Source organism: Coprococcus sp. AM11-30B (genome assembly GCF_027674365.1).
Classification (GTDB): Bacteria; Bacillota; Clostridia; order Lachnospirales; family Lachnospiraceae; genus Allocoprococcus; species Allocoprococcus comes.
This window is the reverse complement of the sequence record NZ_JAQDVB010000029.1, coordinates 19,534-44,551: the sequence shown is the minus strand read 5'-3', so window position 1 is coordinate 44,551 and position 25,018 is coordinate 19,534. Positions and strand designations below refer to the sequence as shown.

Annotated in this window: 27 protein-coding genes; all 27 read right to left on the bottom strand. The window is 39.3% G+C overall.

The window, feature by feature from the left end:
* Positions 1-67: 67 nt before the first annotated feature.
* The 27 genes from rsfS to PGU50_RS15965 all read right to left on the bottom strand — a co-directional run bounded on the left by rsfS (position 68) and on the right by PGU50_RS15965 (position 24,831).
* Entirely contained in the window at positions 68-418 is a 351-nt protein-coding gene (gene rsfS / locus PGU50_RS16095; RefSeq protein WP_117559511.1) for a ribosome silencing factor, read from the bottom strand.
* Between the two features lie 8 nt (positions 419-426).
* Positions 427-1,029, bottom strand: a complete 603-nt coding sequence (gene yqeK / locus PGU50_RS16090) for a bis(5'-nucleosyl)-tetraphosphatase (symmetrical) YqeK (protein WP_117559509.1) — start codon at positions 1,027-1,029, stop codon at positions 427-429.
* Complete coding sequence (gene nadD / locus PGU50_RS16085) at positions 1,010-1,642, bottom strand: nicotinate-nucleotide adenylyltransferase (RefSeq protein WP_022221033.1); 633 nt, start codon at positions 1,640-1,642, stop codon at positions 1,010-1,012. The genes yqeK and nadD overlap by 20 nt, the downstream gene beginning before the upstream one ends.
* Before the next feature lie 17 nt (positions 1,643-1,659).
* Entirely contained in the window at positions 1,660-1,950 is a 291-nt protein-coding gene (yhbY, locus tag PGU50_RS16080) for a ribosome assembly RNA-binding protein YhbY (RefSeq protein ID WP_008370480.1), read from the bottom strand.
* 32 nt (positions 1,951-1,982) lie between these two features.
* Positions 1,983-3,266 carry a GTPase ObgE gene (gene obgE / locus PGU50_RS16075; protein ID WP_055248620.1) on the bottom strand — a complete coding sequence of 428 codons (1,284 nt, stop codon included), beginning with the start codon at positions 3,264-3,266 and terminating at the stop codon, positions 1,983-1,985.
* A gap of 73 nt (positions 3,267-3,339) precedes the next feature.
* Positions 3,340-3,624: a 50S ribosomal protein L27 gene (gene rpmA, locus PGU50_RS16070; RefSeq protein ID WP_008370482.1), complete on the bottom strand. Its 285-nt coding sequence runs from the start codon at positions 3,622-3,624 to the stop codon at positions 3,340-3,342.
* Positions 3,625-3,629: 5 nt separating this feature from the next.
* Positions 3,630-3,962 (bottom strand): ribosomal-processing cysteine protease Prp, encoded by a 333-nt coding sequence (locus tag PGU50_RS16065; RefSeq protein WP_008370483.1) that lies wholly within the window; start codon positions 3,960-3,962, stop codon positions 3,630-3,632.
* 15 nt (positions 3,963-3,977) lie between these two features.
* Positions 3,978-4,286 carry a 50S ribosomal protein L21 gene (gene rplU, locus PGU50_RS16060; RefSeq protein ID WP_008370484.1) on the bottom strand — a complete coding sequence of 103 codons (309 nt, stop codon included), beginning with the start codon at positions 4,284-4,286 and terminating at the stop codon, positions 3,978-3,980.
* A gap of 118 nt (positions 4,287-4,404) precedes the next feature.
* Positions 4,405-4,818, bottom strand: coding sequence for a CBS domain-containing protein (locus tag PGU50_RS16055; protein ID WP_055248622.1), 414 nt, complete (start codon positions 4,816-4,818; stop codon positions 4,405-4,407).
* Positions 4,819-4,907: 89 nt separating this feature from the next.
* A complete protein-coding gene (locus PGU50_RS16050; RefSeq protein ID WP_055157219.1) occupies positions 4,908-6,227 on the bottom strand; it encodes an aspartate kinase in 1,320 nt (439 codons plus the stop codon).
* Between the two features lie 205 nt (positions 6,228-6,432).
* Positions 6,433-6,915, bottom strand: a complete 483-nt coding sequence (ybaK, locus tag PGU50_RS16045) for a Cys-tRNA(Pro) deacylase (RefSeq protein ID WP_117834750.1) — start codon at positions 6,913-6,915, stop codon at positions 6,433-6,435.
* Positions 6,908-8,098 (bottom strand): ribonuclease E/G, encoded by a 1,191-nt coding sequence (locus tag PGU50_RS16040; RefSeq protein WP_270247437.1) that lies wholly within the window; start codon positions 8,096-8,098, stop codon positions 6,908-6,910. The genes ybaK and PGU50_RS16040 overlap by 8 nt, the downstream gene beginning before the upstream one ends.
* Positions 8,099-8,806, bottom strand: a complete 708-nt coding sequence (locus tag PGU50_RS16035; protein ID WP_055157215.1) for a TIGR03936 family radical SAM-associated protein — start codon at positions 8,804-8,806, stop codon at positions 8,099-8,101.
* Positions 8,790-10,655, bottom strand: a complete 1,866-nt coding sequence (locus PGU50_RS16030) for a TIGR03960 family B12-binding radical SAM protein (protein ID WP_270247435.1) — start codon at positions 10,653-10,655, stop codon at positions 8,790-8,792. Before PGU50_RS16030 ends, PGU50_RS16035 begins: the two co-directional genes overlap by 17 nt.
* Before the next feature lie 416 nt (positions 10,656-11,071).
* Complete coding sequence (locus tag PGU50_RS16025) at positions 11,072-12,286, bottom strand: RtcB family protein (protein ID WP_270203731.1); 1,215 nt, start codon at positions 12,284-12,286, stop codon at positions 11,072-11,074.
* Positions 12,287-12,355: 69 nt separating this feature from the next.
* Entirely contained in the window at positions 12,356-13,141 is a 786-nt protein-coding gene (locus PGU50_RS16020; RefSeq protein WP_270247434.1) for a hypothetical protein, read from the bottom strand.
* Positions 13,142-13,184: 43 nt separating this feature from the next.
* Complete coding sequence (locus PGU50_RS16015) at positions 13,185-13,442, bottom strand: AAA family ATPase (protein ID WP_270247432.1); 258 nt, start codon at positions 13,440-13,442, stop codon at positions 13,185-13,187.
* 40 nt (positions 13,443-13,482) lie between these two features.
* Positions 13,483-14,187 (bottom strand): metallophosphoesterase, encoded by a 705-nt coding sequence (locus PGU50_RS16010; RefSeq protein WP_270203734.1) that lies wholly within the window; start codon positions 14,185-14,187, stop codon positions 13,483-13,485.
* Entirely contained in the window at positions 14,188-15,156 is a 969-nt protein-coding gene (locus PGU50_RS16005; protein WP_270247430.1) for a metallophosphoesterase, read from the bottom strand.
* Between the two features lie 82 nt (positions 15,157-15,238).
* On the bottom strand, positions 15,239-15,685 hold the full coding sequence (locus PGU50_RS16000) for an HD domain-containing protein (protein ID WP_330672584.1): 447 nt from the start codon (positions 15,683-15,685) through the stop codon (positions 15,239-15,241).
* A gap of 20 nt (positions 15,686-15,705) precedes the next feature.
* Entirely contained in the window at positions 15,706-16,428 is a 723-nt protein-coding gene (locus PGU50_RS15995) for a metallophosphoesterase (protein WP_270247428.1), read from the bottom strand.
* 59 nt (positions 16,429-16,487) lie between these two features.
* Positions 16,488-19,331, bottom strand: coding sequence for an AAA family ATPase (locus tag PGU50_RS15990; RefSeq protein ID WP_270247427.1), 2,844 nt, complete (start codon positions 19,329-19,331; stop codon positions 16,488-16,490).
* Between the two features lie 15 nt (positions 19,332-19,346).
* Entirely contained in the window at positions 19,347-19,625 is a 279-nt protein-coding gene (locus PGU50_RS15985) for a hypothetical protein (RefSeq protein WP_270203739.1), read from the bottom strand.
* Between the two features lie 21 nt (positions 19,626-19,646).
* Complete coding sequence (locus PGU50_RS15980) at positions 19,647-20,222, bottom strand: metallophosphoesterase (protein WP_270247426.1); 576 nt, start codon at positions 20,220-20,222, stop codon at positions 19,647-19,649.
* 98 nt (positions 20,223-20,320) lie between these two features.
* Entirely contained in the window at positions 20,321-21,358 is a 1,038-nt protein-coding gene (locus tag PGU50_RS15975; RefSeq protein WP_270247424.1) for a hypothetical protein, read from the bottom strand.
* Between the two features lie 116 nt (positions 21,359-21,474).
* Entirely contained in the window at positions 21,475-22,647 is a 1,173-nt protein-coding gene (gmk, locus tag PGU50_RS15970) for a guanylate kinase (RefSeq protein ID WP_270203742.1), read from the bottom strand.
* 135 nt (positions 22,648-22,782) lie between these two features.
* Positions 22,783-24,831, bottom strand: coding sequence for a hypothetical protein (locus tag PGU50_RS15965; RefSeq protein ID WP_270247423.1), 2,049 nt, complete (start codon positions 24,829-24,831; stop codon positions 22,783-22,785).
* Positions 24,832-25,018 lie beyond the last annotated feature (187 nt).

Sequence of the window (25,018 nt, the reverse complement as noted above, 5' to 3'; positions counted from 1 at the left end):
GTTTGCTACAGAATAATTGTTTTTACAAATTATAGAAAAATGCTAGTTACTTCTGTACAAAAATCTTTTATAATTCTTCCGGATCAACCTGTTTTCCGTCTCTCCAGATTCTTTCCAGATCATAGAAAACACGGTTTTCTCTGTCAAATACATGAACGATAATGTCGCCAAAGTCAAGAAGCACCCAGCTTCCAAGGCCATAGCCTTCACGCTGTTTGACTTCATATCCTGCTTTTGCAAGTTCTTCTTCGACATTATCGACAAGAGCTCTTACCTGGCTCTCATTGGTTCCGTTTGCAATAATAAAATAATCTGCAAGCACAGAGATTCCTGCAATGTCAATTACACGGATATCTTCGCCTTTTTTGTCAGCGAGTGCTTCGCAGGCAAGTTTTGCCATCTCTCTTGACTGCTCGATTGTCTGCATCAGTTTTTGTCCTCCTTTTCGGAATCACTGTTTTTCAGGTTTTTATAATATAAAAATGTCTCTTCTGTCGCAGGATCTAACGTTGCACCTTTTTCGGCAAGATATGCAAGTGTATCTTCCAGAATACGGTAAAGACATGCATCGATATCTACAAATGCAAGCGCACGTACTTCCGGAAGATTTGGTGCAACATCTCTTCCAGGCTCAATATAATCTGCGATATAAATGATCTTATCAAGCAGAGACATATTCGGACGACCGGTTGTATGAGACTCGATCGATCGTAGAATCTCTTCATTTTCTATTCCATATTTTTTCCAGGCAAAAAATGCGCCCAGCTTTGCGTGCAGAAGTCCCGGATTTTTGTTCTCTGCATCGGAAATTTCGATATGATTTTTCTCGCAGAGCTTAATCTTTTCATCTGCCGGCACACATTTTGCACAGTCATGTAAAAGTCCTGCCGTCAAAGCCTGCTCCAGATTGGCACCATAACGCATGGCAAGGCAGCCTGCCGTATGCATCACACCGATCGTATGATCATAACGGTCTTTATCCAGGTACCGTTTTACTTTTTTCTGCATCTTAAGTATTGTTTCCGTCATGTTCACTCACCTGATATAATCTGTTCAAATCTATATAATCTGCAACCTTTTTCGGAATCGGAAGATCTTCTGTCTCTCCTCCTCGGATCATCTGCCGGATCTCACTGGAAGAAACCGGCATCACAGGGGTACGGAGAAGCCGGATATCACATGCATACTTTTCTTTCAAATATGTGATCTGACGGCGCATTTCTTTCGGCGCTCCTGCATCATCCCGATATGCTGCCAGGATGACCGCTGTTTTCAGAAGTCTTTCCGGACATTTCCAGGTTTCCAGATTGAAAAGAGAATCCGCACCGATGATAAAATAAAATTCATCCTGCGGATAAGTCTCTTTAAAATACTCCATTGTCTGATAGGAGTACGAAGTTTCCTTTCGATCCATTTCATAGGTACAAAGCCGGAAATACGGGATCTCTTCAATTGCAAGGCGTGTCATTTCGGCACGGTCCTGTAAATCTTTTCGTATTTCCGGATTTGATTTATGGGGCGGATTGCCGTTTGGCATATACCACACTTCATCCAGATGGAACTGCTGGTATGCATATTCACCAAGCATCAGATGCCCGTTGTGGATGGGATCAAATGTTCCGCCCATAATACCGATTCTCATAATCTATACTCCACTCATTAAGGAAGAACGATTTTCTTCTTATCGTCTTTTCCCTCTTTATAAAGAACGATTTTTCTTCCGATAACCTGTACCACCTGGGAACGTGTACGCTCTGCAAGGATCTCTGCCATTCCACGCAGATCATCTCCACAGTTCTGAAGAACGTGAAGCTTGATCAGTTCTCTTGCTTCAAGCGCTTCTGCAACAGCTGCGGTAAGTTCCGGTGTTACGCTGGATTTACCGATCTGAAGGATCGGATCCATTGTCATCGCAAGGCTCTTTAAATAAGCTCTCTGTTTGGAAGTCATAAAACTTCTCCTTTCTGAAATTATGTTCTTTTCTAACGGTAATATTCAAACTGAAGACCGTACATACGGATAGTATCGCCTTCCTGAACACCTGCATTTTCAAGCTGTTCAAGGATACCGGTTTCTTTCAGGAATTTCTGGAAGAAAGCAAATCCCTTCTCGGAATCCAGATTGGTGTAACCAAGCATCTTTTCGATCTTCGGTCCCTCTACTACAAATACATCGTCTTCTTTTTCCACGGTATATGGAAGATCCATGTGGATGATCTCTTCTTCCGGGAAATATTCCTGTTCAAATACGATCGGCTTGTCATCCAACTTCTGAAGTTCATTATTTACATAGTAAAGAAGATCAGAAAGCCCTTCTCCGGTCACACCGGAAATCGGGAATACCTTGATTCCTTTTGGCTCGAACTCATCTCTCAGTCTCTGGATCGGATCTTCATCTTCGGAATAGATCAGGTCAACCTTATTCGCTGCAATGACCTGTGGACGCATGGAAATTTCTTTGTTATAGGCTTCCAGTTCAGCGTTGATCTTGTAAATGTCTTCAACCGGATCACGTCCTTCGATACCTGCCGCATCCACAACATGGATCATCATCTTGGTACGTTCAACATGACGCAAAAATTCATGTCCAAGTCCGACACCTTCTGATGCTCCTTCAATTAGTCCTGGAATATCTGCAATAACAAATCCCTTTGCACCTTCCAGATCTACAACTCCAAGGTTTGGACTGAGTGTTGTGAAATGATAATTTGCAATCTTTGGCTGCGCATTGGTTACACGGGAAAGGAATGTGGATTTACCAACATTCGGGAAACCTACAAGCCCAACGTCTGCGATCACCTTAAGTTCCAGATTCACCCAGAGTTCCTGTGCAGGCTTTCCCGGCTGTGCATACTTCGGAACCTGCATGGTAGAGGTTGCAAAATGCATATTTCCAAGACCGCCCTTACCACCTTTTAAGATAATCTGGCGCTGATTCTCGCCCGACATATCGGCAATGACTTTATTGGTCTCTGCTTCACGAATAACTGTCCCTTCAGGAACTTTCAGGATCAGATCCTTTGCATCCTTACCATGACAGCGCTTTTTGCCGCCTTCCTCTCCGTCCTGTGCTTTATATTTTGTTTTGTGACGGAAATCTACCAGTGTGTTAAGACCTTTGTCCACTTCAAAGATTACATCACCGCCGCGACCGCCGTCGCCTCCGTCCGGACCGCCATTCGGAACATATAATTCCCTGCGAAAGCTGACGTGACCGTCGCCGCCCTTTCCGGATCGGATATATATTTTTGCTCTGTCTGCAAACATAATATGTCCTCCTTATTTATGACTAAAAACAAGGCTTCAAACCAAAAAAGTTTGAAGCCTCTGTTAAATCTGCTTATTCAGCTACTGGATAGATAGAAACCTGTTTCTTATCTCTTCCTTTTCTTTCAAAACGAACAACACCGTCAACCAGTGCAAATAATGTATCGTCACCACCGCGACCTACATTGATTCCTGGATGAATCTTTGTTCCGCGCTGTCTGTAAAGGATGTTACCAGCTTTTACAAACTGTCCGTCTGCTCTTTTTGCTCCAAGTCTCTTAGATTCAGAGTCACGACCGTTCTTTGTAGAACCAACTCCTTTTTTATGAGCGAAAAACTGAAGGTTTAATTTCATCATGGTTGTTACACCTCCTCGTATGTCAAATCCATATATTCTCTGTAGTTCTCATCTTCTGCAATTTCTTCCAGACCAAGAACCATCGCGTCAAGCAAAAGCTTTGCCTCGCGAGTCGGATTACCTTTAAGTCGATAGTCAATGAGTCCTTTGGATTCATCGGATACAAGGCTTGTACGGTCATCCGCAAATTTCTCAATGGCATTCAAAGTATTAATCGTAAGTACGGAAACAGCTGCGCAGACAATATCCTGTCCTTCTTCACTGAATCCTGCATGACCATGTGCTTTGAAACCTACACATTGATGTTTTTCATTTTTATAAATGGTTACTCGTATCATATAACCACCAGCTTCTTACGCGTTGATCTTTTCGATCTTAACTGCTGTATACTGCTGTCTGTGTCCGTTTTTCTTGTGGTAACCTGTTTTTCTCTTATACTTGTAAACGATAACTTTTTTAGCTTTTCCGTCACCAATTACAGATGCTTCAACTGTTGCACCTTCTACTACTGGTGTTCCAACTTTAAGCTCGTCACCACTTACTGCGAGAACCTGGTCAAAAGTATAAGACTGTCCGGCTTCCACACCAAGCTTTTCTACTTTAATGATATCGCCTTCGGCTACTTTGTACTGTTTACCACCTGTTGCTATAATTGCGTACATATGGCACCTCCTATTATCATTACTCGCCAACTACGGTGTCTGATCAAATCAGGACTTATAACCTCGTTGTGCGGCATACCTCTGTATTATACAGTGGCATACCGCACAAAGTCAACCCCTAATTTGCGATTTTTTTAATTTTTTCGTAACAATATCCGATAATGTCTTTACGTGTTATAATTCCTATGAAATTCTCCTGGTCATCTATGACCGGAACAAAGTTCTGATCCATCGCTTTTTCCATCAGATCTTCCATATTAGAATCAGCGCTTACCGGCCGGTAATCTGCTCTTCTTGCAATCTTCGTGATTGCAATGTCTTCTGCTCCTTTCAGATTCAGGATGTTCAGCTTCTTAAGTCCCCAGAGCAGGTCTCCTTCGGTGATTGTACCGACGTATTTACCTTCCCGGTTGATCATCGGAATGGATGAGTATTTGTGGTACTCCATGATTTCCATTGCCTGTCTGAGCGTGTGGTAGTCATATACAAATGCCACTTCTGCTTTTGGCTTCAGGAAAAATAATATGTTCATTTTCGTATCCTCTCTTGTATGAATGTTCTGTACAGGGGAGTTTTCCCCAACACCTGTACTATACCATATTTGAGGATCGAATTGAAGATTTACAGCTGAGTGTTAACAAAAATATCATAAATTGCTTTGATTGCTGCTTCAAAGTCGTGCTCTCTCACACCGATGATAATATTTAACTCGCTGGATCCCTGGTCGATCATTTTTACATTGACATGTGCATGTGCCAGTGCGGAGAAAATTCTTCCGGCTGTACCGCGTGTCTGACGCATTCCACGTCCAACAACAGCGATCAGTGCAAGATCGGATTCCAGTTCGATGTCATCCGGATTCACGGCACGGTGGATGCCCGCAAGCACTTTCTGCTCATGTTCTTCAAATTCATCCTGATGAACGAAGATAGTCATAGTATCAATTCCTGACGGCATATGTTCAAAAGAGATCCCTTCATCTTCAAATACACCAAGAACCTTGCGACCAAATCCGACTTCTGAGTTCATCATTGCTTTTTCAATTGTAATAGAAGCAAATCCACGCTTTCCTGCAATACCGGTAATTGTATACTTCGGCTTTCTGCAGGTTCCTTCTACGATCAGAGTACCCTTTTCTTCCGGTGCGTTTGTATTACGGATGTTGATCGGGATTCCTTCTTTACGAACCGGGAAGATTGCATCTTCATGCAATACGCTGGCACCCATATAAGAAAGTTCACGTAACTCTTTGTAAGTAATTGCTTCGATTCCTTTTGGATTCTTGATGATACGGGGATCTGCAATGAGGAATCCGGATACGTCTGTCCAGTTCTCATACATATCAGCATGTGTGGCTCTTGCAACGATCGATCCTGTTACATCAGATCCGCCGCGGGAAAATGTCTGGATCGTTCCGTCTGGACGTGCTCCGTAGAATCCAGGAATCACGGCACGCTCTACTTTTGAAAGTCTGTCTGCAAGTACCTGGTTAGTTTCTTCTGAAAGGAAGTTCCCATTTTCATCAAACTTGATCACTTCTGCCGCATCGATAAACTCATATCCAAGATAAGCTGCGATTACACGTCCGTTTAAATATTCTCCACGGGAAGCAGCATAATCTCTTCCGATCTTCTTTGCAAAATTATCACGGATGGTGGCAAATTCTTCGTCAAGAGAAAGAGTGATCCCAAGCCCTTCAATGATTTCCTGATATCTCTTCTGAATGTCAGCGAGTAATTCTGTAAATTTCTTCTCTTTTACAGCTGCGCCGTAACAACGATACAGCATATCTGTTACCTTGGTGTCGTCGGAAAAACGCTTTCCCGGAGCAGACGGTACAACGTAACGTCTTGATTCCTCTGAAAGAACGATCTTTCCTGCCTTTTTAATCTGTACTGCATCGGCAAGAGAGCTTCCGCCGAATTTCACTACCTTAATCATCTGTTGGTATTCCTCCATCTCTCAATTCATGTATTCTGATCTGCACATGGCAAACCTGCATTTTCTGTAGAAACACCGGGCAGATGTTTCTACACTTATGTAGTTATTACTTTATTACGCTGACGTGAAAAATGCAAGATTTTCTTTTGGAATCTATTGAAAATCTTGCATTTTGTCTAATAGAATTTCTTTTTTTGAAAACTTTCTATGCATGAATTACATCTGCAAATGTAGCATCCGCTGCTTTTCTCAAATCCTCCGGTGCAAGTGTCAGTTGTGCACCGATTCTTCCGGCACTTACATAGACTTTCTCAAACTGCTGTGCACTTGCATCAATGATCGTCGGAAAATGCTTTTTCATTCCGATCGAAGTGCATCCACCACGCACATAGCCGGTAAGCGGTGTTAACTCCTTTAAATGAAGCATTTCAATAGATTTTTCACCAACCGCTTTTGCAGCCTTCTTAAAATCAATTTCTGCTTCGATCGGAAGAACGAAAACATAATGTTCGCCACTTTTCCCAGTTGTGACAATGGTCTTGTAAACCTGTTCGTGAGGCAGATTCAGCTTGTCGGCGGTTTCAATTCCGTCCGTGAATTCATCGCATTCATAGGTCTGATATTCGTAAGAAATTTTCTTTCTGTCTAAAATTCGCATTGCATTTGTTTTGACTTCTTTTTTACCCATGTAAACTTTCCTCCAGTGTTTTTCGGATTTTCTTTCGTGTAATTTCCACCAGCTGCAGTTTCGTCATTCCAATCACATTTCCCGGATTTGGGTCCTTCTTTAATTCCAGCTGCAGATACGCAAGAAGTTCTTTCTTCTCTTCTGCTGATTTCATGTTGATAAAATCAATAATAATGATACCGGAAATATTGCGGAGCCGGATCTGGCGGACTGCTTCTCTTGCTGCCTCCCGGTTGATCTCCGGAAAATGAGAATTCTTTTTCAGACATTTCCCGGAATTGACATCGATTACAGTCAGCGCCTCGGTTGGCTGGATCACCAGATAAGCCCCGGATTTCATCCATACCCGTTCTTGTCTGGCTTCTCGGATCGCCCCTTCCAGGTTATAGCATTTTACAAGTGGATAAGACGGATCCGTATACGCACGGAGAAGCGGAAGTTCATCTGGCATTTCCGTTTCCAGATAAGTCTGAACTTCTTTATACAACGCTCCTTCTTCTACCGTTTCCTCTACAATAATTTCCGTCAAATCTTTTTTGTAAATATCCCGGAGTGCCTGTACGCACGGATCCGGTGCACTCTGCAGACAGCTGAAGCAGGTCCGCATCTTGCCATATTCTACGATTCTGTGATAGTTCTCTGCCAGTTTGTCAATTTCGGCACGGATCTGTGTTTCTTCTGCTTCCACACAATTTGTCCGGAAAATCAGTCCGAAATCACAGTCTATATAGTCCTGTCCCAGCTTTTGCAGCTCTTCTTTCCGGGCACCGTGAATTTTACCGGACACACCAATGGTACGATTGCCGGAAGTCAGTACTACATACTGCCCGGTGAAATTTAAGTTCCCGGTCACGACAGGCTGCTTGGTTTTCACTGCTTCTTTCTCCACCTGAACCAGAAGCTCATCACCGATCACAAGTGGCTTCTTTCCGATCTTATTGGTGAAAACCGGGGTATATTTTCCATCCAGCGCAAAATAGCATTGCTCACCATTTGCAATTTCAACAAATGCGCCACCGATATTCGGAAGGATTTTCCGTACTCTTCCGACATAAATTTCACCCAGGCGGCAGCTCTTTTTTTCTCCGCTACTGCCAAAGTGAAATTCCGTTACTTTCTCGTCCTCTAAAAGTGCAAGCACCCGGCGGTTCATGCATTCCGTAAGGAGTACTTTTCGTTCCATCTATACAATCTCCGTTCCAAGCGCATCCAGTGGAACCAGAATCATCTTGCCCTCCGTGTCTTCGGATTCCGCAAAAGTTTCCAGTCTGTGGTGGGTAAAGGTCACTTCCTCCGCATCCATACCAAGATAGCGGACAAACGCTTCTGTGACCAGCTCCGGCTTTAAGTTCTGGACACTTCCTGCTGCCACACGCATATAAATCTTTCCGTCCCGGCATTCCAGCTTGTAGATCATCGGACGAATGTCCACTTCTTTTTCACTCTTTTTCGTCTTTTTGACCACACAGATTTCATTCTGCGCATAAAAAGCTTCCAGCTTTTCAGCAAGATCTTCCGGCAGGCTGCCATTTTTTACCGAAGATAAATAGTCGGCACCTGCTACGATTGACATTCCTTTGCTTTTCTTATCATCCGGGATCTGCACAAAGCTGACGATCTCCATGCCGTCTACCATCTGTTCATTCAGCCGTCTGACCGCTTCTTTGCTGGCGATTGACTCGGTCAATTCGATATCAAAATATTCCCCGTCACTGGTAAGCCCTACGCCAAGTGGATTAGCGAAAGACATGATCATATGCGGGCTGTAACCACTGGTAAATGCGATCGGAATCTCGGCACGGCGAATCGCTTTCTGGAAATACCGCATGATATCCAGGTGTCCGATGAACTTCATCACTCCATTTTTCCGAAATTTAATTCTTGCCTTCAAAGCAGACACCTCCTCCGTAACTTGCTGCCCCACAGCCGGAACATTTTGCACGGCAGTTCGGGGTTACATTCCCTTCCATTGCATTCTTCCATTCTCTTATAAGGAAAGATTTTGTCACGCCACAATTGATGAAATCCCATGGGAAGATTTCATCTAATTCACGCTTTCTGAGATTATAGAAATCCATGTCTACACCTGTATTTTCAAAGGCCTGCAGCCATTTATCATAATCAAAATACTCATCCCACGCATCGTAAATACAGCCAAGACGGTAAGCCTCTTCCAGAACCTTTCCGACCTTCCGGTCACCGCGGGCAAAGACGCCTTCCAGAACGGTTACTTCGGCGGTATGCCAGTTGTAGCGCAGACTCTTGCGGTTCAGCTGGTTGCGGAATGCTTCCTGTACAATTCCTGCACGGCGGATATATTCTTCCATCGGCTGCATGGTCGCCCACTGAAGCGGTGAAAATGGTTTCGGTACAAAGAAGGAACTACTTGCCGTGATCTGACATTTTCCATTTCTCTGATCCTTCGGAATTTCATAATACCGGCGTGCTACTTTATCTGCAAGAACAGCAATTCCTTCCATATCTTCCTGGGTTTCGGTCGGAAGTCCAAGCATGAAATAGAGCTTGACCTTCGTCCATCCACCTTCAAAAGCCTGTCCTGCACCATTTAAAATGTCGTCTTCCGTCAGACCTTTATTGATTACATTACGCATCCTCTGTGTTCCGGCTTCCGGGGCGAAGGTCAGACTGCTCTTACGCACATCCTGCACCTTGCTCATAACATCCAAAGAAAATGCATCGATACGAAGGGACGGCAGGGAAATGTTGACGCCCTGTGTGTGGAACTCATCGATCAGGAAGGTGACGATCTCTTCCAGTTCGTTGTAATCACTGGAACTTAAAGAACTTAAGGTGATCTCTTCATGTCCCGTATTTTTCAGCATTGCACGTGCTGTCTCTTTGAGCATGTTGATATCACGCGGACGTGTCGGACGGTAAACCATTCCCGCCTGACAGAAACGACATCCACGGATACAGCCGCGCTGAATCTCCAGAACCGCTCTGTCCTGAGTTACTTTGATAAACGGAACAACCGGCTTTAACGGATAGGTTGTCTGGCTCATATCCGCCGCAACTACTCGTTTGATTTTTTCCTTTGCATGCGGATTGTTTGGCAGGAAAGATTCGATTGTGCCGTCTTTTTTGTAAGTGACATCATAAAAAGAAGGAACGTAAATTCCCTCAATCTCTGCTGCCATTTCCAGAAATTCTTTCCGGCTTTTTCCGGCTCTCTTCCACTTTTTGTATGCTTCCAGAAGTTCATCATAAACCACTTCGCCCTCTCCGATATAGAACATATCGAAAAATTCAGCCAGTGGCTCTGTATTGTAAACACATGGTCCACCACCAATGACAAATGGATCTTCTAAAGTTCTGTCTTCACTGTGAAGTGGAATACCGGATAAATCCAGCACCTGCAGTACATTGGTGTAACACATCTCAAACTGTAATGTGATGCCAAGAAAATCAAACTCCTTCACCGGATCCTGAGATTCCAGGGCAAAGAGCGGGATATGTTTTTCACGCATGATCTTGTCCAGATCAATCCATGGAGAGTAGACTCTCTCGCACCAGGTATCCTCCCGGCGGTTGAACATATCGTACAGAATCTGGATTCCCAGATGGGACATACCAACCTCATATACCTCCGGGAAACACATTGCAAAGCGGATTTCCACCGCATTTTTGTCCTTCATTACCGAATTGACCTCATGACCGATGTAGCGGGCAGGTTTCTCGATTTTTAGTAAAATATCATCAGTTAATGCTAGTTTTCTCATTGTTTCTCCTTGATTATTTGTGCGCAATGCACAAAAATTATCTGGTTCTTGTAAAATTAAATTTATGATTTTTTTCTGTAAGAAAATGTTAAAATCCGTTAACAATTGTATGTTTTTTGTGATCTTTTTTGCTATTTCTTGACGTTTACAACAAATCCAACTTTTCCCATACCCCAAGGTACTTGATGGTACACTATGTTGACAGATGGTATTTGTGGTATATTTTTGCATTTTCTTTTAGAAATATTCATTTTACACCTTAAGAATTAATAATATCTTCTTTTCAATCTAAAATCAACCTAATGTTCGAAATATCATAAACTTTAGTACTCTGTATGCATGATTTTTCAAAATAAAACATATTTATCGTTTTCAAAAAAGGATGGCTTTCGCCATCCTTTAATCTCTGTTTAATGCTATTCTGATGCTTTAAAATTGTATATTGGTTTCATTACATCAATAATATCTACTGACTCCCGGATCACATCTATAATGCTTTCCTGAGATTTATATGCCATTGGTGCCTCATCCAATGTATTTTCATTTGCAGAGGTTGTATATATTCCCTTCATAGCCTGTTTATACTCGTCCAGATTAAGCTCGTTTTTCGCCTTTGTTCTGGACATAATCCTGCCTGCACCATGTGGAGCAGAATAATTCCACTCAGGATTTCCTTTGCCTATAGCCAGTATGCTTCCGTCTTTCATATTAATCGGTATCAGCACTCTTTTTCCCTTATGCGCTGCAATTGCCCCTTTCCTCAGTATCATTTCATCTGTATCAATATAATTATGAATTGTGTGAAAAGCATCACATCCGTTCATTCTGGTTCTCTCCAGAATAATCTCTGCCATTTTCTCCCTGCTTCTTCGGGCAAATACCTGACATATATCCACATCATGAAGATAATCTTCCAGGTACTTTCCTTCCAGATAACACAAATCTTCTGGTATGCTTACAGGACTCTCATACACCTGCCATTGAAGTTGCTTTAAAGCACTTTGTATCTCACTTCTTCTGCCTTGTTCCTTATAACTGCTTATGATCTCGTCCATCTTTTTCAAATATTCACCATAACCACGGTTCAGGTTAATGGCAAGTTTCTGATAAAGTTCAGCCACTTGTTTTCCCAGATTTCTGCTTCCAGAATGAATAATCAAATACTTTGTACCATCTGTTGCTTCATCAATCTCAATAAAATGGTTCCCTCCGCCAAGTGTTCCAAGAGATCTTGCAAGCCTCTTTGCATCTTTCAGTTCTCTGTAGCAGTGCAGATCTGTCAAATCAAATCTCTCCTGACGTCCTTCCCATACTTCACGACCCGATGGAATAAAGTGTGCTGCCTCATCCAGCTTTTCAAAATCAACATCATCTTTTCCAAGATTTACCGTATACATCCCACATCCGATATCTACTCCAACCACATTTGGAACCACTTTATCTGTTATGGTCATTGTTGTTCCTATCGTACATCCCTTTCCGGCATGTACATCAGGCATAATACGGATTTTAGAATCTTCTGCTATTGCATAATCACACATACGTCTGATCTGCTCGATTGCTTCCTCTTCTACTACCTTTGCATAGCAGAGAGCTGTATTTACTTTCCCCTTAATCTCTATTGCTTTCATTCTTCTTATCTTATCCTCCCACAATGTCAATCCTTAAATCATTGATTTGTCAATCTGTTTTAAAATTTACTATTCTATGATTTCTACTGGATATAAATCACATGAAGGCAATAATTGTTCCTCTTGTTCTACATTTTCAACTTTTACTTCTTTTCTTTCTCCCGGCACTAATTTAATTAATCCACTGTGAGTATCAACATATAAAATATCGCTTCCAATATTTTCTACAAATAATGGCATTTTAGCAGTCGATTCACAGTAAAATTGAATATTCTTGGGATGCGGAAAATAACTGAGCTTTATCAAAGAGCCATCACCAGATATTGTAAAGCTATCTTGAAGCATTCCAATATGCGGATAAGCACGAAAACTTACTGGCTCCTGTTTAGAAGACAGCTTGCAATATGCACTATGATAATAGTATTTATCAAAATTAGATAAGGTTAAAAGTACTTTATCTTCATCAATTTCTGGTATATCCAACTTTTTCCTGTAATGTTTCTTAATCCAGTTATATTCCGGAATCAAATCGGCATTCTTGTCTTGCTGTTCCCACTTGCAATATTCTAAAGGACAATAATATTCTGTATTCCTTGTTGCAATAATAAGTTCTTCTGTATTTTTGTTTATTGTAATAGATTGAATTTCAGAAGTATGGATATGCATCGTATCAATCAATCTTTTATGTCCTGATACATTCCCATGAGCTAATACATATTCTTTACCATTCTGTATTATCTTATCGACATACCAGTAATGAAGCTGTGCTCTCTTTTCTTTATTACAATTTCCTAAAATTTTGTCTCCATAAGAATCATTTACATCAAAACAATTTTCCATTCGTTTCTCGCCCATATTTTTCTCTCCCCTTTATTCAAATGTAAAACCTCAGTGATTATCACTCTTTTACTGAATAACTCTTGAACGTTATAATTCCAAAAAAATTACTGGCCGCATACTCTTTTCCTGTTAGCATGAGTTTATTTGCTATGGTGTTCAAAATAGTAGATTTTCCAGAACCATTATTTCCATATAACACGGTAATTGGTGCAAATATGAACGGATCCATATCTTTTCTACGAAATACGTTATATGAATATATATTGGGATTTTTAACATTCCTGTCACTTAGTTTAAAACTGCTGAGATATGTCATTAAAAAAATCCCCCTTCATCTATGAACTTATATTTTTCTTTTACTCTTCAGCACAAATTTCATCATAATCTTCATACATAATTCGTATTCCACTCTCCTCACTTTCTACATGATAATGTCCCGCATACCACTCAGTGAAATCTAACCTGTCATAAATCTTCTGTAGCCATTTTTCCGTTGACTTATCCACTGCTGATTGATCAAGCCCCGGAATAAACGCCCACACGGGTTCCGCTTTAATCGGTACTGTATGTGAGAGCACGATATCCACATTCCACTTAGCTTTATCCAACTGCTGTTCCACATATTCTTTTATCATTTCATCCGGCTGTTCTGATTCAAACCATGGTAATCCATTTCGTATCCTATAATATTTGTCAACGCTGTATGCACCGCCGATTGGCATCACTTTCTTTCCGTGAAAATTATATATTTCTCCATCTTTTGCGAACAAAATATTCGGATACTGTTCTTCTACATATACAATTCCTTCATTCCACATTTTTTCTTCGTAATCTGCCGCCTCCCATGGTCGTGCTTCGTGGTTCCCATGAACACAGAAAAATGTAATATCCATTTCTGATAATCGTCCCTTTAATTCTTTGTCAGACAGATCCAGCCAATAATTAATCCCTGCATCCCCTAAGATAATCATCACATCCTCTGTTGTAGTTTCATATCCATAGCAAAAATCTTCAATACGATCAAAGCTACGATGTGTATCACCTGTAATATAAAAATGCACCTATCCTTCCTCCCTCTCAATTCTAACAATTTTCATCTCATCAATACTCTGTATTTTCGATTCTCTTATATGCTTAAACAACGTTTTCTCTCCCGGTAAATCACATTGAATTCCCACAATATCATAAGAAACTTCTTTCTCTTGTCCCAATGTTCCATAATCATCAACCCATTCAACAGTTCCGTAGCCTTCCTTTTCATCCTCTTTTCCAAATGTAAAATACATCGTTTCTCCTACTCTGTACCTTGGTCTTCCTATTTTCTGGATAGTATCTGGTTTCCCTAACTCTTTGATTTCTTCATACAGTAGTTGAGCATCCATATATTGAATATTATCATGATAATGTCCAAAATACCATTGCGAATAATCTAGTTTCTTTGCAATTTTATCCATCCATTCCTCTGTCGACAGATCTATCTTCTCTTGACATTCTTCATTCCGCCGATTCGGTCTATATACTAACGGACAAGTATGAGAAAACACATAATCCACTTTCCAATCTACTTCATTCAATTTATTTTCTACTCGACTTTTTACTTCGTCGTTTGGTTGTTCGTCCGGGAACCACCGAAGACCCGTTAAAAGTCGGTATTCTTTATCCTGACTGTATGCCCCACCGATTGCAATCGCCTTTTTCCCATCAAAATCATAAATTTCTCCATCTTTTGCAAATACTATATTCGGAAATTCCGGCTCATAATATACCTCTCCTCCACGCCAGATTTGTGTTCTGTAAGTTTGTATATGATAAGGTCTTTCCTCATGATTTCCATGAATACACAGGAAATAATTTGGAAAATCCGCAAGTATTTTTTTGTTCTCCCGATCTTTGTCAGCTCCAAAATAGTTTAATCCGACATCCCCCAATAAAATGATCACATCCTCTTTTCCAAGTTTTTTATTGAATCTTGCCAACCAAATTAACTTTTCAAAATTTGCATGACAATCTCCTGTTATGTAATAATCCATTTCCTACCACCTTACATATATTATTTCATCTTCTGTTCGCTATGCTTAAAATTGTAAACCGCCTTCAAAATCTCAATTATATTTATCTGTAATTTCCATTCTCATTTATAGCGTTTTGAATATATAGATTCATTTCGTTTCTTATTTGTTTAATTCCTTTTAAGCAGTAATCACTATGATGTCCAATTGCTGTTTTAATAATTTCATCCCACTTATCTTCTTCGACAAAACGCCGAATCAGTCTCTCCTCAAATAAAATTCTCACACCGAATGCTGCATGATCCATCGTTCCCGGTTCAAAACTGTTGTAACATTTTAATTGTTCAAATCTTCCAATATCATGCAACAATCCTATAAGCTGAGCAAGCTCACAATCTTCTGCGGACAGTTTCATATCTTCTGCAATTTTTTTACTGCATTCCATTACTCCATAAGTGTGCACAATCTTCAGCTTTATCTTTTCGTTTTTCCGATCATAATCATTTAAATAGTTTTCAAAAGCTTTCTTCGCATATTGTAAGTCAATCATTTCGTTTTTCCACCTTATTTTCAATTTCTCTCAACATAATATTCCCGTCCTGTATCCAGACAAACTGCAGCCAAACGTCCATTTCTTCGATTACAACCACAATCAATCGCAATATGATGATTCTCCCTATATACATAACCCGGTCTTGGATTCCCCATAATTCCTTGTGTCGGTGTATGTCCTGTCACCACATATGTATCTTCAAAATATTGGATATCATACTCAGCCCTGTCCCAGATCAGTTCTTTTATGGAATATTCTTCCATATCTTTTCCCGGATAATAATTTCCCAATCCTCCGTGAACTAATAAATAGTTTTTCCCATTAACTGTCAGTTCTTCATAAATCATAAAGTCTTTTATAAAATCAATTACTTCATATTGCATTTCCCGGCTCAATGTCCGAAACTCATCGATGGTTGACTTGCTTCCGTTGTATTGCCAGGTCACAAGATTCTCTAACATTTTTTCATCAACTTTTTCGATAGAAATCTCTGTAATTTCCTGCATTAAGAATTCCAGACACTCTAACGCCATAAGCTCATGATTTCCTGTCAGACATACCACATTTGGCATTTCCATAAGCTTCAGAATAATCTGAATCGGATGCGGACCTCTGTCCAGAATATCTCCGAGAACATACAACGTATCCGTCTCTTTCAAGTGGATTTCTTCTAACAATCTGATAAACAGTTCATATTCTCCATGAATATCTGAAACAACAAAACTAGCTATGTCGGTCATCCCCCTTCGTTTCTAAAAATCATTTCTAACACTTGCATTTTTCCTGTTCCCGGCGTCCTTTAATATGCGAATCCAATCTTCTTTATCTGTCTTCTTTCTTCCAATGGAACATCTGGAATATCGCTTTCTTTAATGGTAGTCAGCACTTCTGTTGTGATTTCTGTTTCGTCCATCTGACATATTCTTTCTGCCAGATTCATCTCTGCTTCTTCCAACATTTTTCTTGCAAATCTTCCATTTCCATAATCTCTGCTGTCTTTTATGCTCTCGAAATTCTTTTTTAACTTTTTCATTCCTGCCTCTGTGATTGTCATTTGTTTTCTTGAAAGCATCAATTTTGTAATCTCACAAAGTTCCTCGACAGAGTAATCAGCAAATTCTACACAAAACGCAATTCTGGAACGCATCCCTGGATTCCTATCAATAAACGCCTTCATTGGTTCCGGATAACCGGCAAAGATTACAATCACAATATCCCTATGATTTTCCATCTCCTGAACAATCGTATTGATTGCCTCATCGCCAAATCCATTGTCATAGCCGTCACACAATGAATAAGCCTCATCAATAAAAAGGACTCCTCCTTGTGCTTCTTTAAACTTTTTCTTAACTAACGGTGCCGTAGCTCCTACATGTTCACCTACAAGATCTGCACGCCCTGCCTCTACAAACACGCCTGTTGACAATATTTTATCATCTTTCATAATCTCTGCAAACAATCTGGCAACCGTAGTCTTTGCTGTTCCCGGATTTCCTGTAAAGACCATGTGTAAAGAAGCTTTATCCCTTTGAAGACCTTTCTCCATACAAAGCTTGTTTATCTTATGTTTGGCAATCGCTTTATGGATTATTGTTTTAACAGAAGCTAATCCTACCATTTCGTCTAATTCTTTTCTGGCTGTTCCTGATTCTCTTTCCTTCTTTTCTCCCTCTCCTAGCATCTGGATATCTGCCTTCGTAATCTGAAAAAGTTCTTCCTTTTGAATGTCACTTGCGCTTTCGCTTGTTGAAAGCAGCCTTACCGACTGTTGTCTAACCGCACGTTCCATCAGATTACGGACATATCTTCCATTCCCAAAATCATCGATATTTCTTACTTTTTCAAAGATATAATGCGCCTCTTTGATTGCGTCATCTGTCACGCAGAATCCTTTTTCATGAATCATCAGCTTAAAAATATCTGTAAGTTCCTCTGTTGTGTAATCTGGAAAATCAATCCAATATGGTATCCTGCTTTTCAATCCTTCATTTCTCTTCATAAATGCTTTCATTCTTTCATTGTATCCTGCAAGAATGACAATCACATCTTCCCTGTGATTTTCCATTTCCTGAAGCAACACCGTAATAGCTGTGTCACTCTTCATAGCATACGCTTCATCTATAAACAGAACGCCTCCTCTTGCTGCCAGAAATGCTTCTCTGATAGCACTTACGCATCCTAGTCCATCCAGATCCATTCCTCCACGCTCGACAAATGCACCACTTTTTAAAATGCCTTTTTCTTTTGTAATTCCTGCAAATAGTTTTGCAACTGTAGTTTTTGCACTTCCCGGATTACCGCCAAAAATCATATGCATCGCACTGCTCTGATAGTCGTTTCCGTTTCGTTTCTTTCGTTCTTTTTCAACAATATCTGCCGCAATAATATTGTCAATCTGCTCTTTGACAATTTTCAGTCCAATCAAGTTTTTTAACTTTTCATAAGCAGATATTTCATTTTCTTCCCTGTCCAACAAGAAATCTTCTGAAAAATTGTAGTCATATGCTTTCAATATATTTTTATTCAGACACCATGCTTCAAACTGCTCGTAAGCCCTCAATACATCTGTCTGCGAAAACTTATGTCCTGGGAACAATGCCATGAACTCCTGTGCCTGTCCTGCATATTTTGAATATTCGGATTTTTCAATCAACCGCTGCATATAATCGACCGCTGCTTTTCTATCCCCTGTTCCTTCTCTTAACATAATCGTCATCATATATCTTTTTAACTGTGGCAAGAGATAATAGGCAAATCCCGGATGATCCATATCATATGTAAATACAAACAGACATTGGTTCCTGTACTTCTTTATAAGTTTCTCCAGGTATTGACTTGCCATTACATAATCAACCGGATCATACCCAAACTTTTCAGATAAATCTAAAACAATCACTCCGCCATAACTGTTCTCGATAATTTCTTCAAGATGGTTATTTTTCCTAAACAGATTAGGTTCTATTTCACTGACGATTTCCATTCTTCTGCTGTTGATTCGATTCGCTTTGCGTAAGTTCTGAACAAGTACTTCTGTCATTTCACCTGCTGCTTCAACACTACGACTGGATATCACATAATGAACCATATTTCCACTGTATTCAGATAGATTTGCATGCACCTTTATATTTCTCAGTTCCTCTACAAAATCCCGATGGTAGATACTGCAGATCTCACACTCCTGTTCAGAAATAATACGCTCTTTAAAATCATAAGGAAATGGTCTTGTATCATTCATACAAGAATAATAATAGATCCATAGATTCGACGATTCTATGATCCGATTAGAATAGTCAAAACATCTTCTTCTTTTACATTCAAGAAAACATTCCATGAACTGATGCATCGTTATTTCATATGGATCTACTTGAATCCTTTTTATTCCAAATATATCTCGCAACATTTCAAGAATACCTTCATATACATTTTGAAAACTCAGCTTCTGTTCATCGAAAGAAAAGATTGCAGAAATCAGATTGTCCTCTTCCCGATACACTAAAAACGTCCTGTTATTTTTCATATTCTGATACATATACGAGTTGATAGATTCGAGTACATTGTCGTATCCATAGTGTCTGAGTTCGATTTTTGCATTTTCCTTAATCTCTTCTGAATTTGCACTCAACGCAAAACCATAATACCTCATACGTTCTCCTTTACTTCATACATAAAACTCTTCTTTTGTTTCCAAACATAAACATCCTAATTTTCCATTTCTAAATCCACATCCGCAGTCACACATGATAAGATTCCCTTTTTCATTTTTCCAAATCTTATGATTTGCAGTATTTCTATGTCCACAGACAGAAATATAACCTTCTATCCCATTATGAAGGTACTCTGTGTTCATCTCATTTCCCATTAAATAATAATACTTATTCTCTGTGCATTCAGGCTTTGATGTCATCGCATGCGCAAGCAGATATTTTTCATTATTCACCTGAACGCTCAGCTGAAGTGGTCAGGTTAAAATTTTCTTTGCAAGATTCTGAACATCCACCGGCACTAATCGGCGAGTAAGACATCGAAATGTATTGTACTGATATGGTTCTGTTTTTCTTCTTTTCCACTCCGGTATTTGATAAAATTTAAAAATGTATGCCGCCAGCCATTCGTCATGATTACCTCTAATCATAGAGCAATTGTCTCCCAGTTCCATAACTTTAAAATACAAATCTACCGGATTTGGATTGTAATCAGAACGGTCAAACAAATCTCCTAAGATAAACAGCTTGTCCTCTTTGGAAAATTCAATCATCTTTAATAATTCACAAAACTTTTGATAATCATTATGAATATCACTAACGACATAATGCATTTTCTTATTTTCTCCTATAACATTTTTGCCACAGATTCGGATAATCTCTAAGATTAAGACAAGATTCTTCTCTCCAAATAGGCTCTCCCCAATGACGATAATCGCATATATCCCACGATTCATTTTCTTTCCGGTAATGGTTCGATTTTCCTGCCAGACTATCATAAGGATTCCTTTTTGTTCTTCGCCGAATTCTTCTATTTGCCAGCTTTTTAGCAAATCGGTCTTTATCACCTTTATAAACTGGTGTATGTTTATAGCTTCGACTCATAATATACAGTCTCCATATTCAATAAATTTTCTTTTTATCCCGATGTCTACAGCATAATATCTTCTGGCTTTTTGGCCTCTTCCAGCATCTTTTCTGATAAGTTTTTTTCCCTACATACTTCAGCATATTTTCTAGCATATTTCAGGACCAAATCCGGGCAAAATTCTTTTCCGTTGCTTTTATGACTCAAATAATCTCCCAACGCTTCTGTTGCATATCTCAAAGCCTGTCTTTTTGGATCATCTTCTATATATGTTGGAAATTCTACTTCAAGATACAATGGGTTAATATGCTCATGTGACCAGATTCCTGATTCTGTTAGTTTATAACAAATCATCTGTATATCTGAAAAATCAACATACCAATTTTTCTCTTCTATACGATCCAGATACCGATTCCAATCCGCTTCTCCCTCTTCCAGAACATAATAGGAACCATTCCTTATATCTTTTACTGGTGTACCAGCTTGTAATGGACAAGGCATTTTTATAAAATGATATTCGAATCGTTCTATTTGATAGCTATCTACAATTTTTTCCTCTTCTGGAAGCTCGTAAGAATTGAATCGTTCTATTTCTCCACTCATATTTAAAGTAACGGATGCTACCGCAGTGCCGTCATATGCACAGTATTCTTCCGTTTCAAAACCTAGATTTGGATTTTCTCGCCACGGATTACGTACAATTTCATCTGCATCTGTATTTACAATCATCTGCTTACATATCCGACATTTCAGCTCATATGTCTGCATATATTTTTTTGCATATTTTAAAGCTCTGTTATAATCAATGAAAAAGCCACAGCTTTCATATTCCATGTTTTCAACAACATAGATATATTTTCCCGTTTGATTATGGATAAATATCTCAAATGCCTTTTTTTCATAGTCCAGACGTTCGTTGATTTGTCTTCTTAGAGTTTCATCTCTCGTTTCTTCCGACAGCTCCTCCAAGGCATCTAAAATTTCCTGCCTGAGTCTGCCTGGTGCATTCCAGATTAAGGTTGCCTTCTGAAAATCTGTAAATGCAAAATCAATTTCTTCAAAACATTTTTTCATCCATTGGGATGGGACTATCTCAAACATCTTGCTTCCTCCATACACAATTCCCGTTCTACCGAACCTGGAAAAGTCGCAAATATATTTCTTTATCAACTCTCAAATTCTTCACATTTTACTTCCCTGAAGCTATCCTCTTTCAATTATTCGCCTTCCTCGTCAGACAAATATTTTATAATCCCTTCCCGAATCTCTCTTGCTATCTTCAGCTCTCGTTCATTCATTCCACTGGCATTTTTTAAAACTGGATGAAAAAGAGCATCGACCACAAAAGCTGTACCTTCCACGCTATCATTTACAAGGATAACTCCATATTCTTCAACATGTTCTATTTCAACCAACGCCCGCTTCAGCCTCCTACGAATGGATTCTTCTGTCTCAGTACCACTATTTTTTAATCGGTGTAATAATTCATCAAACGATGGTGGAATCAGAAATACCGACTGAATTTTTTGCTGCTTTCTGATCTGTCTTGCTCCTTGTGAATCGATTTCGATAATCACATTCTTTCCTTTAAAATAATTCTTATAAACTTCCTTTTTGAGAGTACCATAATATTCTCCCGCATACTCTGCAAATTCCAGAAATTCATCGTTACTTACCATTTCTTCAAATTCTTTTCGCGTTGTAAAGTGATAGGATTTTCCATCCACCTCACCTTTTCGTGGTTTTCTTGTTGTCGCCGATACCGACACGACATACTTTTCAGGATGTTCTATTAATAGTTGATGTATAACCGTTCCTTTGCCAACTCCCGAAACGCCAGAAATAATTATTAGTTTTTCCGGCGTTTCTTTTATGTGTTTCTCAGCAATGTGCTTATATAAGCATTTTTCTTTAAAGGTTTTATAATCTTTCCCATAAATATCATATTCAATTTCTTCAATTTTTCCATGTGCCCTGTAAATATCTGTTCCTGCAATAATCCCTTTGCATCTAATTTTCTCAGTTCCGTTATTAAAATCAAACTCCACCAAATCATCTTTTTCAAAAAGAGGTGTGCGCAGTTCATATTTCCAGTTGATTTCTTCTACTTCATGCTCCGTTTTGGCATGTAAAAGCAACGTAGCTTTTATACAGGAATCATCCCACCGATAATATCTACCCATATCAGGAGTTGATAAATTATTCATATACAAATCATATATATCATTTCGCACGAATAACTTTGTGCAAAACGTATTCTTCTCTAATTTCCACCGGTTTGTATCGCTCTGATTCAACACCGGGAATAATGAAGACCATTCTGTATGATAGTTAAATTTATTTAGTTCAGGTCCGTAAAACTGATAGGCTTTGCCATCTTCATCGATCATAATCACACACCCCGAACCACCCATTCCGGATGGTGCACAAAATCCATAGGCAACAATATTTTCAAATAATTCTTCTGTCAGATCTGATAATTTCAGTTGTATTCTATCCTCAAATTTCATACTTGCTCTCCACAATTATTTTACAGTTTCCATGAGTGCTCTGATTTTTTCAAAATCATACTCTCTGATTATTTCAGCTTCAACTGCACCCTCAATTTCATGATCTGTCACAATTACATCTGCTTCCATAGGATCGTCAACGATTTTTTCTGCCATCATGGAAAAGAAATCATACATATTCATAATCTCAGTAAGATGAAAATAATCAGTCAAAAAGGAAAGTGTAGTATCACCAGCCACCCGTGAATTGCCGTCCTTTGCTATATTCAACCAGATAAATTCATTTGTCAAAAGATCAATTCCGAATAAATATGCAAATGTGCTCTCACAATTTATACGATATGCTGACTTTACTGTCTTAGGTTCATACACTTGTCCACTATCTTCCCAATCTCTCAGCATATATCCCGCCTTGCAAAAGCATTCATTAAAGTTTTTCCCAGAATAAACGTTATCGCAAAAAATCAAATATCGATATTCAGAATACCGTGCCTTGAATTCCGGAAGATTGATATCAAAGTACTCAGAACCTCCCAGATAACCGCTTGTTTCATCACCGGAATAAGTAATTGCCCCTGACTGATGTCTTGACATAGTTCTCCAGGAAAATTCCCTTCGATTACCATATTCTGTAAGTGCAAATACCGAGAGATCAATATCGTTCACTTTCTCCCAATAAGTAAACGCTCGAAGCTTTTTCCCTTCCTCTATCGGAATTCTGGATCCTTTGGAAAGAACGCCGAATCCACCTTGCGAAGTATTTTCTGCTAATGGAAGTGCATAATTTTTCATCGAAGGTTCAATATATACCTTTCCAAGTCGATTTCTAAGTTTCTCAGAAAGTTTTGAACGAATCATTTTCCCAACTTCTTTTACCTGCTTTTCTGTAAGCCTGCTTTGACCTTTCTCACTCTCCTCTGGTGTTTCATAATGAACTTTCATGAGATTGTGCTGTGTAAATTTGAAAATACGTCCGTCCTTTCTCTGCTTTCCTTCATATCTGAACAATAGTTGTAACAATATCAGCGTACTGCAATCCTCTGGAAATTCCATACAGAATCTTTGCCCTTCTTCTTTGTTCATACGACTGATAATATAGTCCATATTTCGAAGCAATGCAGATGTTCCTTTCTTTTCCCGCAATAATTCTGCTGCTTGCTGACATCTGCTTTCCTGCATCAACTTTTCAAACTCACTGTATACAGACTCATTACCTTTCGTTCTCATGGCATGTACAAATATTTCCGCCTCTTCATTTTTTGGTTGATAATGAATGTGATGTAAAAATCCATTCCATAGCTGCTTCTTTTCATAACAAGTACGGATATCACACTTTTCACTTCTGAATATTCTGTCTAAAAGTGCTGTTAAGAATTTTCTGTCCTGATTTTTAAAGTTTAATTTTTTCGGATTTTCATTGTGATAATACCGGTAGTTTAATTCATCTACTATTTTCATAACATCTGACAGATTCAAACTGTCTGCCAGCGAAAGATTTTTCGTGTCAATTAGAAGTCTTACACAGGTGTTCTTTGAGACAATATCCGGAATACTTTCAATATGGTCACGAATAAATGTAAGTACAAGCGTATACTGCCTCTCATTAAGTGGTCGTGAACCTGACAATAAATCATTCACAATCGTTCGTACTGCATCTTTTGCTTCTTCTTCCGTTTGTATCACAAATTCCTGTACTTCTGTATCTTCCTGAAAAGCCGCACGTTCAAAATCTTTTTCAAATACAGAATGTCCCGGCTCATCGAAATTTCCAAGTCCGTATGTATTAAAATAATGTATAAGCTGATCAAACAATAGTTCTTCTGCAGAAAGATCTCGGACACTTTGTGGGAATCCCCTATAAAATGGTTCTGGAACATTTTCTCCAAACCTTTTTGAAAGTTCTTTTACCATCTCGCAACGCACAAGCTCCCTGCCTTTTGTGATTTTTACACCAAAGAAATGTGCTATTGCAAACAATGTTTCAAATACATGTTTTTCTTCTGTCATTCCTTCACTGATAAGAATATGCTTTTCGAACAAATAGTCCTTGTATATTTCTTTCATGCCCGCACCTCTTTCTACTATACTTTAAACAATGCCGACTGATCTTGCCACTCAAATACACCTAGTTTGAAGTAAGTAACAATAGCTGTCGGCATCCTTTTGGCGATATTATCGGATTAAATCTGTGCTCTACCAACTGAGCTACAGAACTTTTAAAGTTCTGGTGGGATTCGAACCCACGACAACA

What these genes read in the sequence shown, in the direction of transcription:
- PGU50_RS16005 (WP_270247430.1), bottom strand. Translation starts at nt 15,156, where the DNA reads ATGGATTATTACATAACAGGAGATTGTCATGCAAATTTTGAAAAGTTA.
- PGU50_RS16040 (WP_270247437.1), bottom strand. Translation starts at nt 8,098, where the DNA reads ATGGAACGAAAAGTACTCCTTACGGAATGCATGAACCGCCGGGTGCTT.
- rplU (WP_008370484.1), bottom strand. Translation starts at nt 4,286, where the DNA reads ATGTACGCAATTATAGCAACAGGTGGTAAACAGTACAAAGTAGCCGAA.
- PGU50_RS16050 (WP_055157219.1), bottom strand. Translation starts at nt 6,227, where the DNA reads ATGATTAAGGTAGTGAAATTCGGCGGAAGCTCTCTTGCCGATGCAGTA.
- PGU50_RS16030 (WP_270247435.1), bottom strand. Translation starts at nt 10,655, where the DNA reads ATGAGAAAACTAGCATTAACTGATGATATTTTACTAAAAATCGAGAAA.
- PGU50_RS16015 (WP_270247432.1), bottom strand. Translation starts at nt 13,442, where the DNA reads ATGACATATCTCAGCAGTTTTAAACTAAGTGACAGGAATGTTAAAAAT.
- PGU50_RS16055 (WP_055248622.1), bottom strand. Translation starts at nt 4,818, where the DNA reads ATGAACATATTATTTTTCCTGAAGCCAAAAGCAGAAGTGGCATTTGTA.
- PGU50_RS16025 (WP_270203731.1), bottom strand. Translation starts at nt 12,286, where the DNA reads ATGAAAGCAATAGAGATTAAGGGGAAAGTAAATACAGCTCTCTGCTAT.
- yqeK (WP_117559509.1), bottom strand. Translation starts at nt 1,029, where the DNA reads ATGACGGAAACAATACTTAAGATGCAGAAAAAAGTAAAACGGTACCTG.
- PGU50_RS16020 (WP_270247434.1), bottom strand. Translation starts at nt 13,141, where the DNA reads ATGGGCGAGAAACGAATGGAAAATTGTTTTGATGTAAATGATTCTTAT.
- PGU50_RS16000 (WP_330672584.1), bottom strand. Translation starts at nt 15,685, where the DNA reads ATGATTGACTTACAATATGCGAAGAAAGCTTTTGAAAACTATTTAAAT.
- gmk (WP_270203742.1), bottom strand. Translation starts at nt 22,647, where the DNA reads ATGATCGATGAAGATGGCAAAGCCTATCAGTTTTACGGACCTGAACTA.
- PGU50_RS15990 (WP_270247427.1), bottom strand. Translation starts at nt 19,331, where the DNA reads ATGAGGTATTATGGTTTTGCGTTGAGTGCAAATTCAGAAGAGATTAAG.
- ybaK (WP_117834750.1), bottom strand. Translation starts at nt 6,915, where the DNA reads ATGGGTAAAAAAGAAGTCAAAACAAATGCAATGCGAATTTTAGACAGA.
- PGU50_RS15995 (WP_270247428.1), bottom strand. Translation starts at nt 16,428, where the DNA reads ATGACCGACATAGCTAGTTTTGTTGTTTCAGATATTCATGGAGAATAT.
- obgE (WP_055248620.1), bottom strand. Translation starts at nt 3,266, where the DNA reads ATGTTTGCAGACAGAGCAAAAATATATATCCGATCCGGAAAGGGCGGC.
- nadD (WP_022221033.1), bottom strand. Translation starts at nt 1,642, where the DNA reads ATGAGAATCGGTATTATGGGCGGAACATTTGATCCCATCCACAACGGG.
- PGU50_RS15965 (WP_270247423.1), bottom strand. Translation starts at nt 24,831, where the DNA reads ATGAAAGAAATATACAAGGACTATTTGTTCGAAAAGCATATTCTTATC.
- yhbY (WP_008370480.1), bottom strand. Translation starts at nt 1,950, where the DNA reads ATGACTTCCAAACAGAGAGCTTATTTAAAGAGCCTTGCGATGACAATG.
- rpmA (WP_008370482.1), bottom strand. Translation starts at nt 3,624, where the DNA reads ATGATGAAATTAAACCTTCAGTTTTTCGCTCATAAAAAAGGAGTTGGT.
- PGU50_RS15975 (WP_270247424.1), bottom strand. Translation starts at nt 21,358, where the DNA reads ATGTTTGAGATAGTCCCATCCCAATGGATGAAAAAATGTTTTGAAGAA.
- PGU50_RS16065 (WP_008370483.1), bottom strand. Translation starts at nt 3,962, where the DNA reads ATGATACGAGTAACCATTTATAAAAATGAAAAACATCAATGTGTAGGT.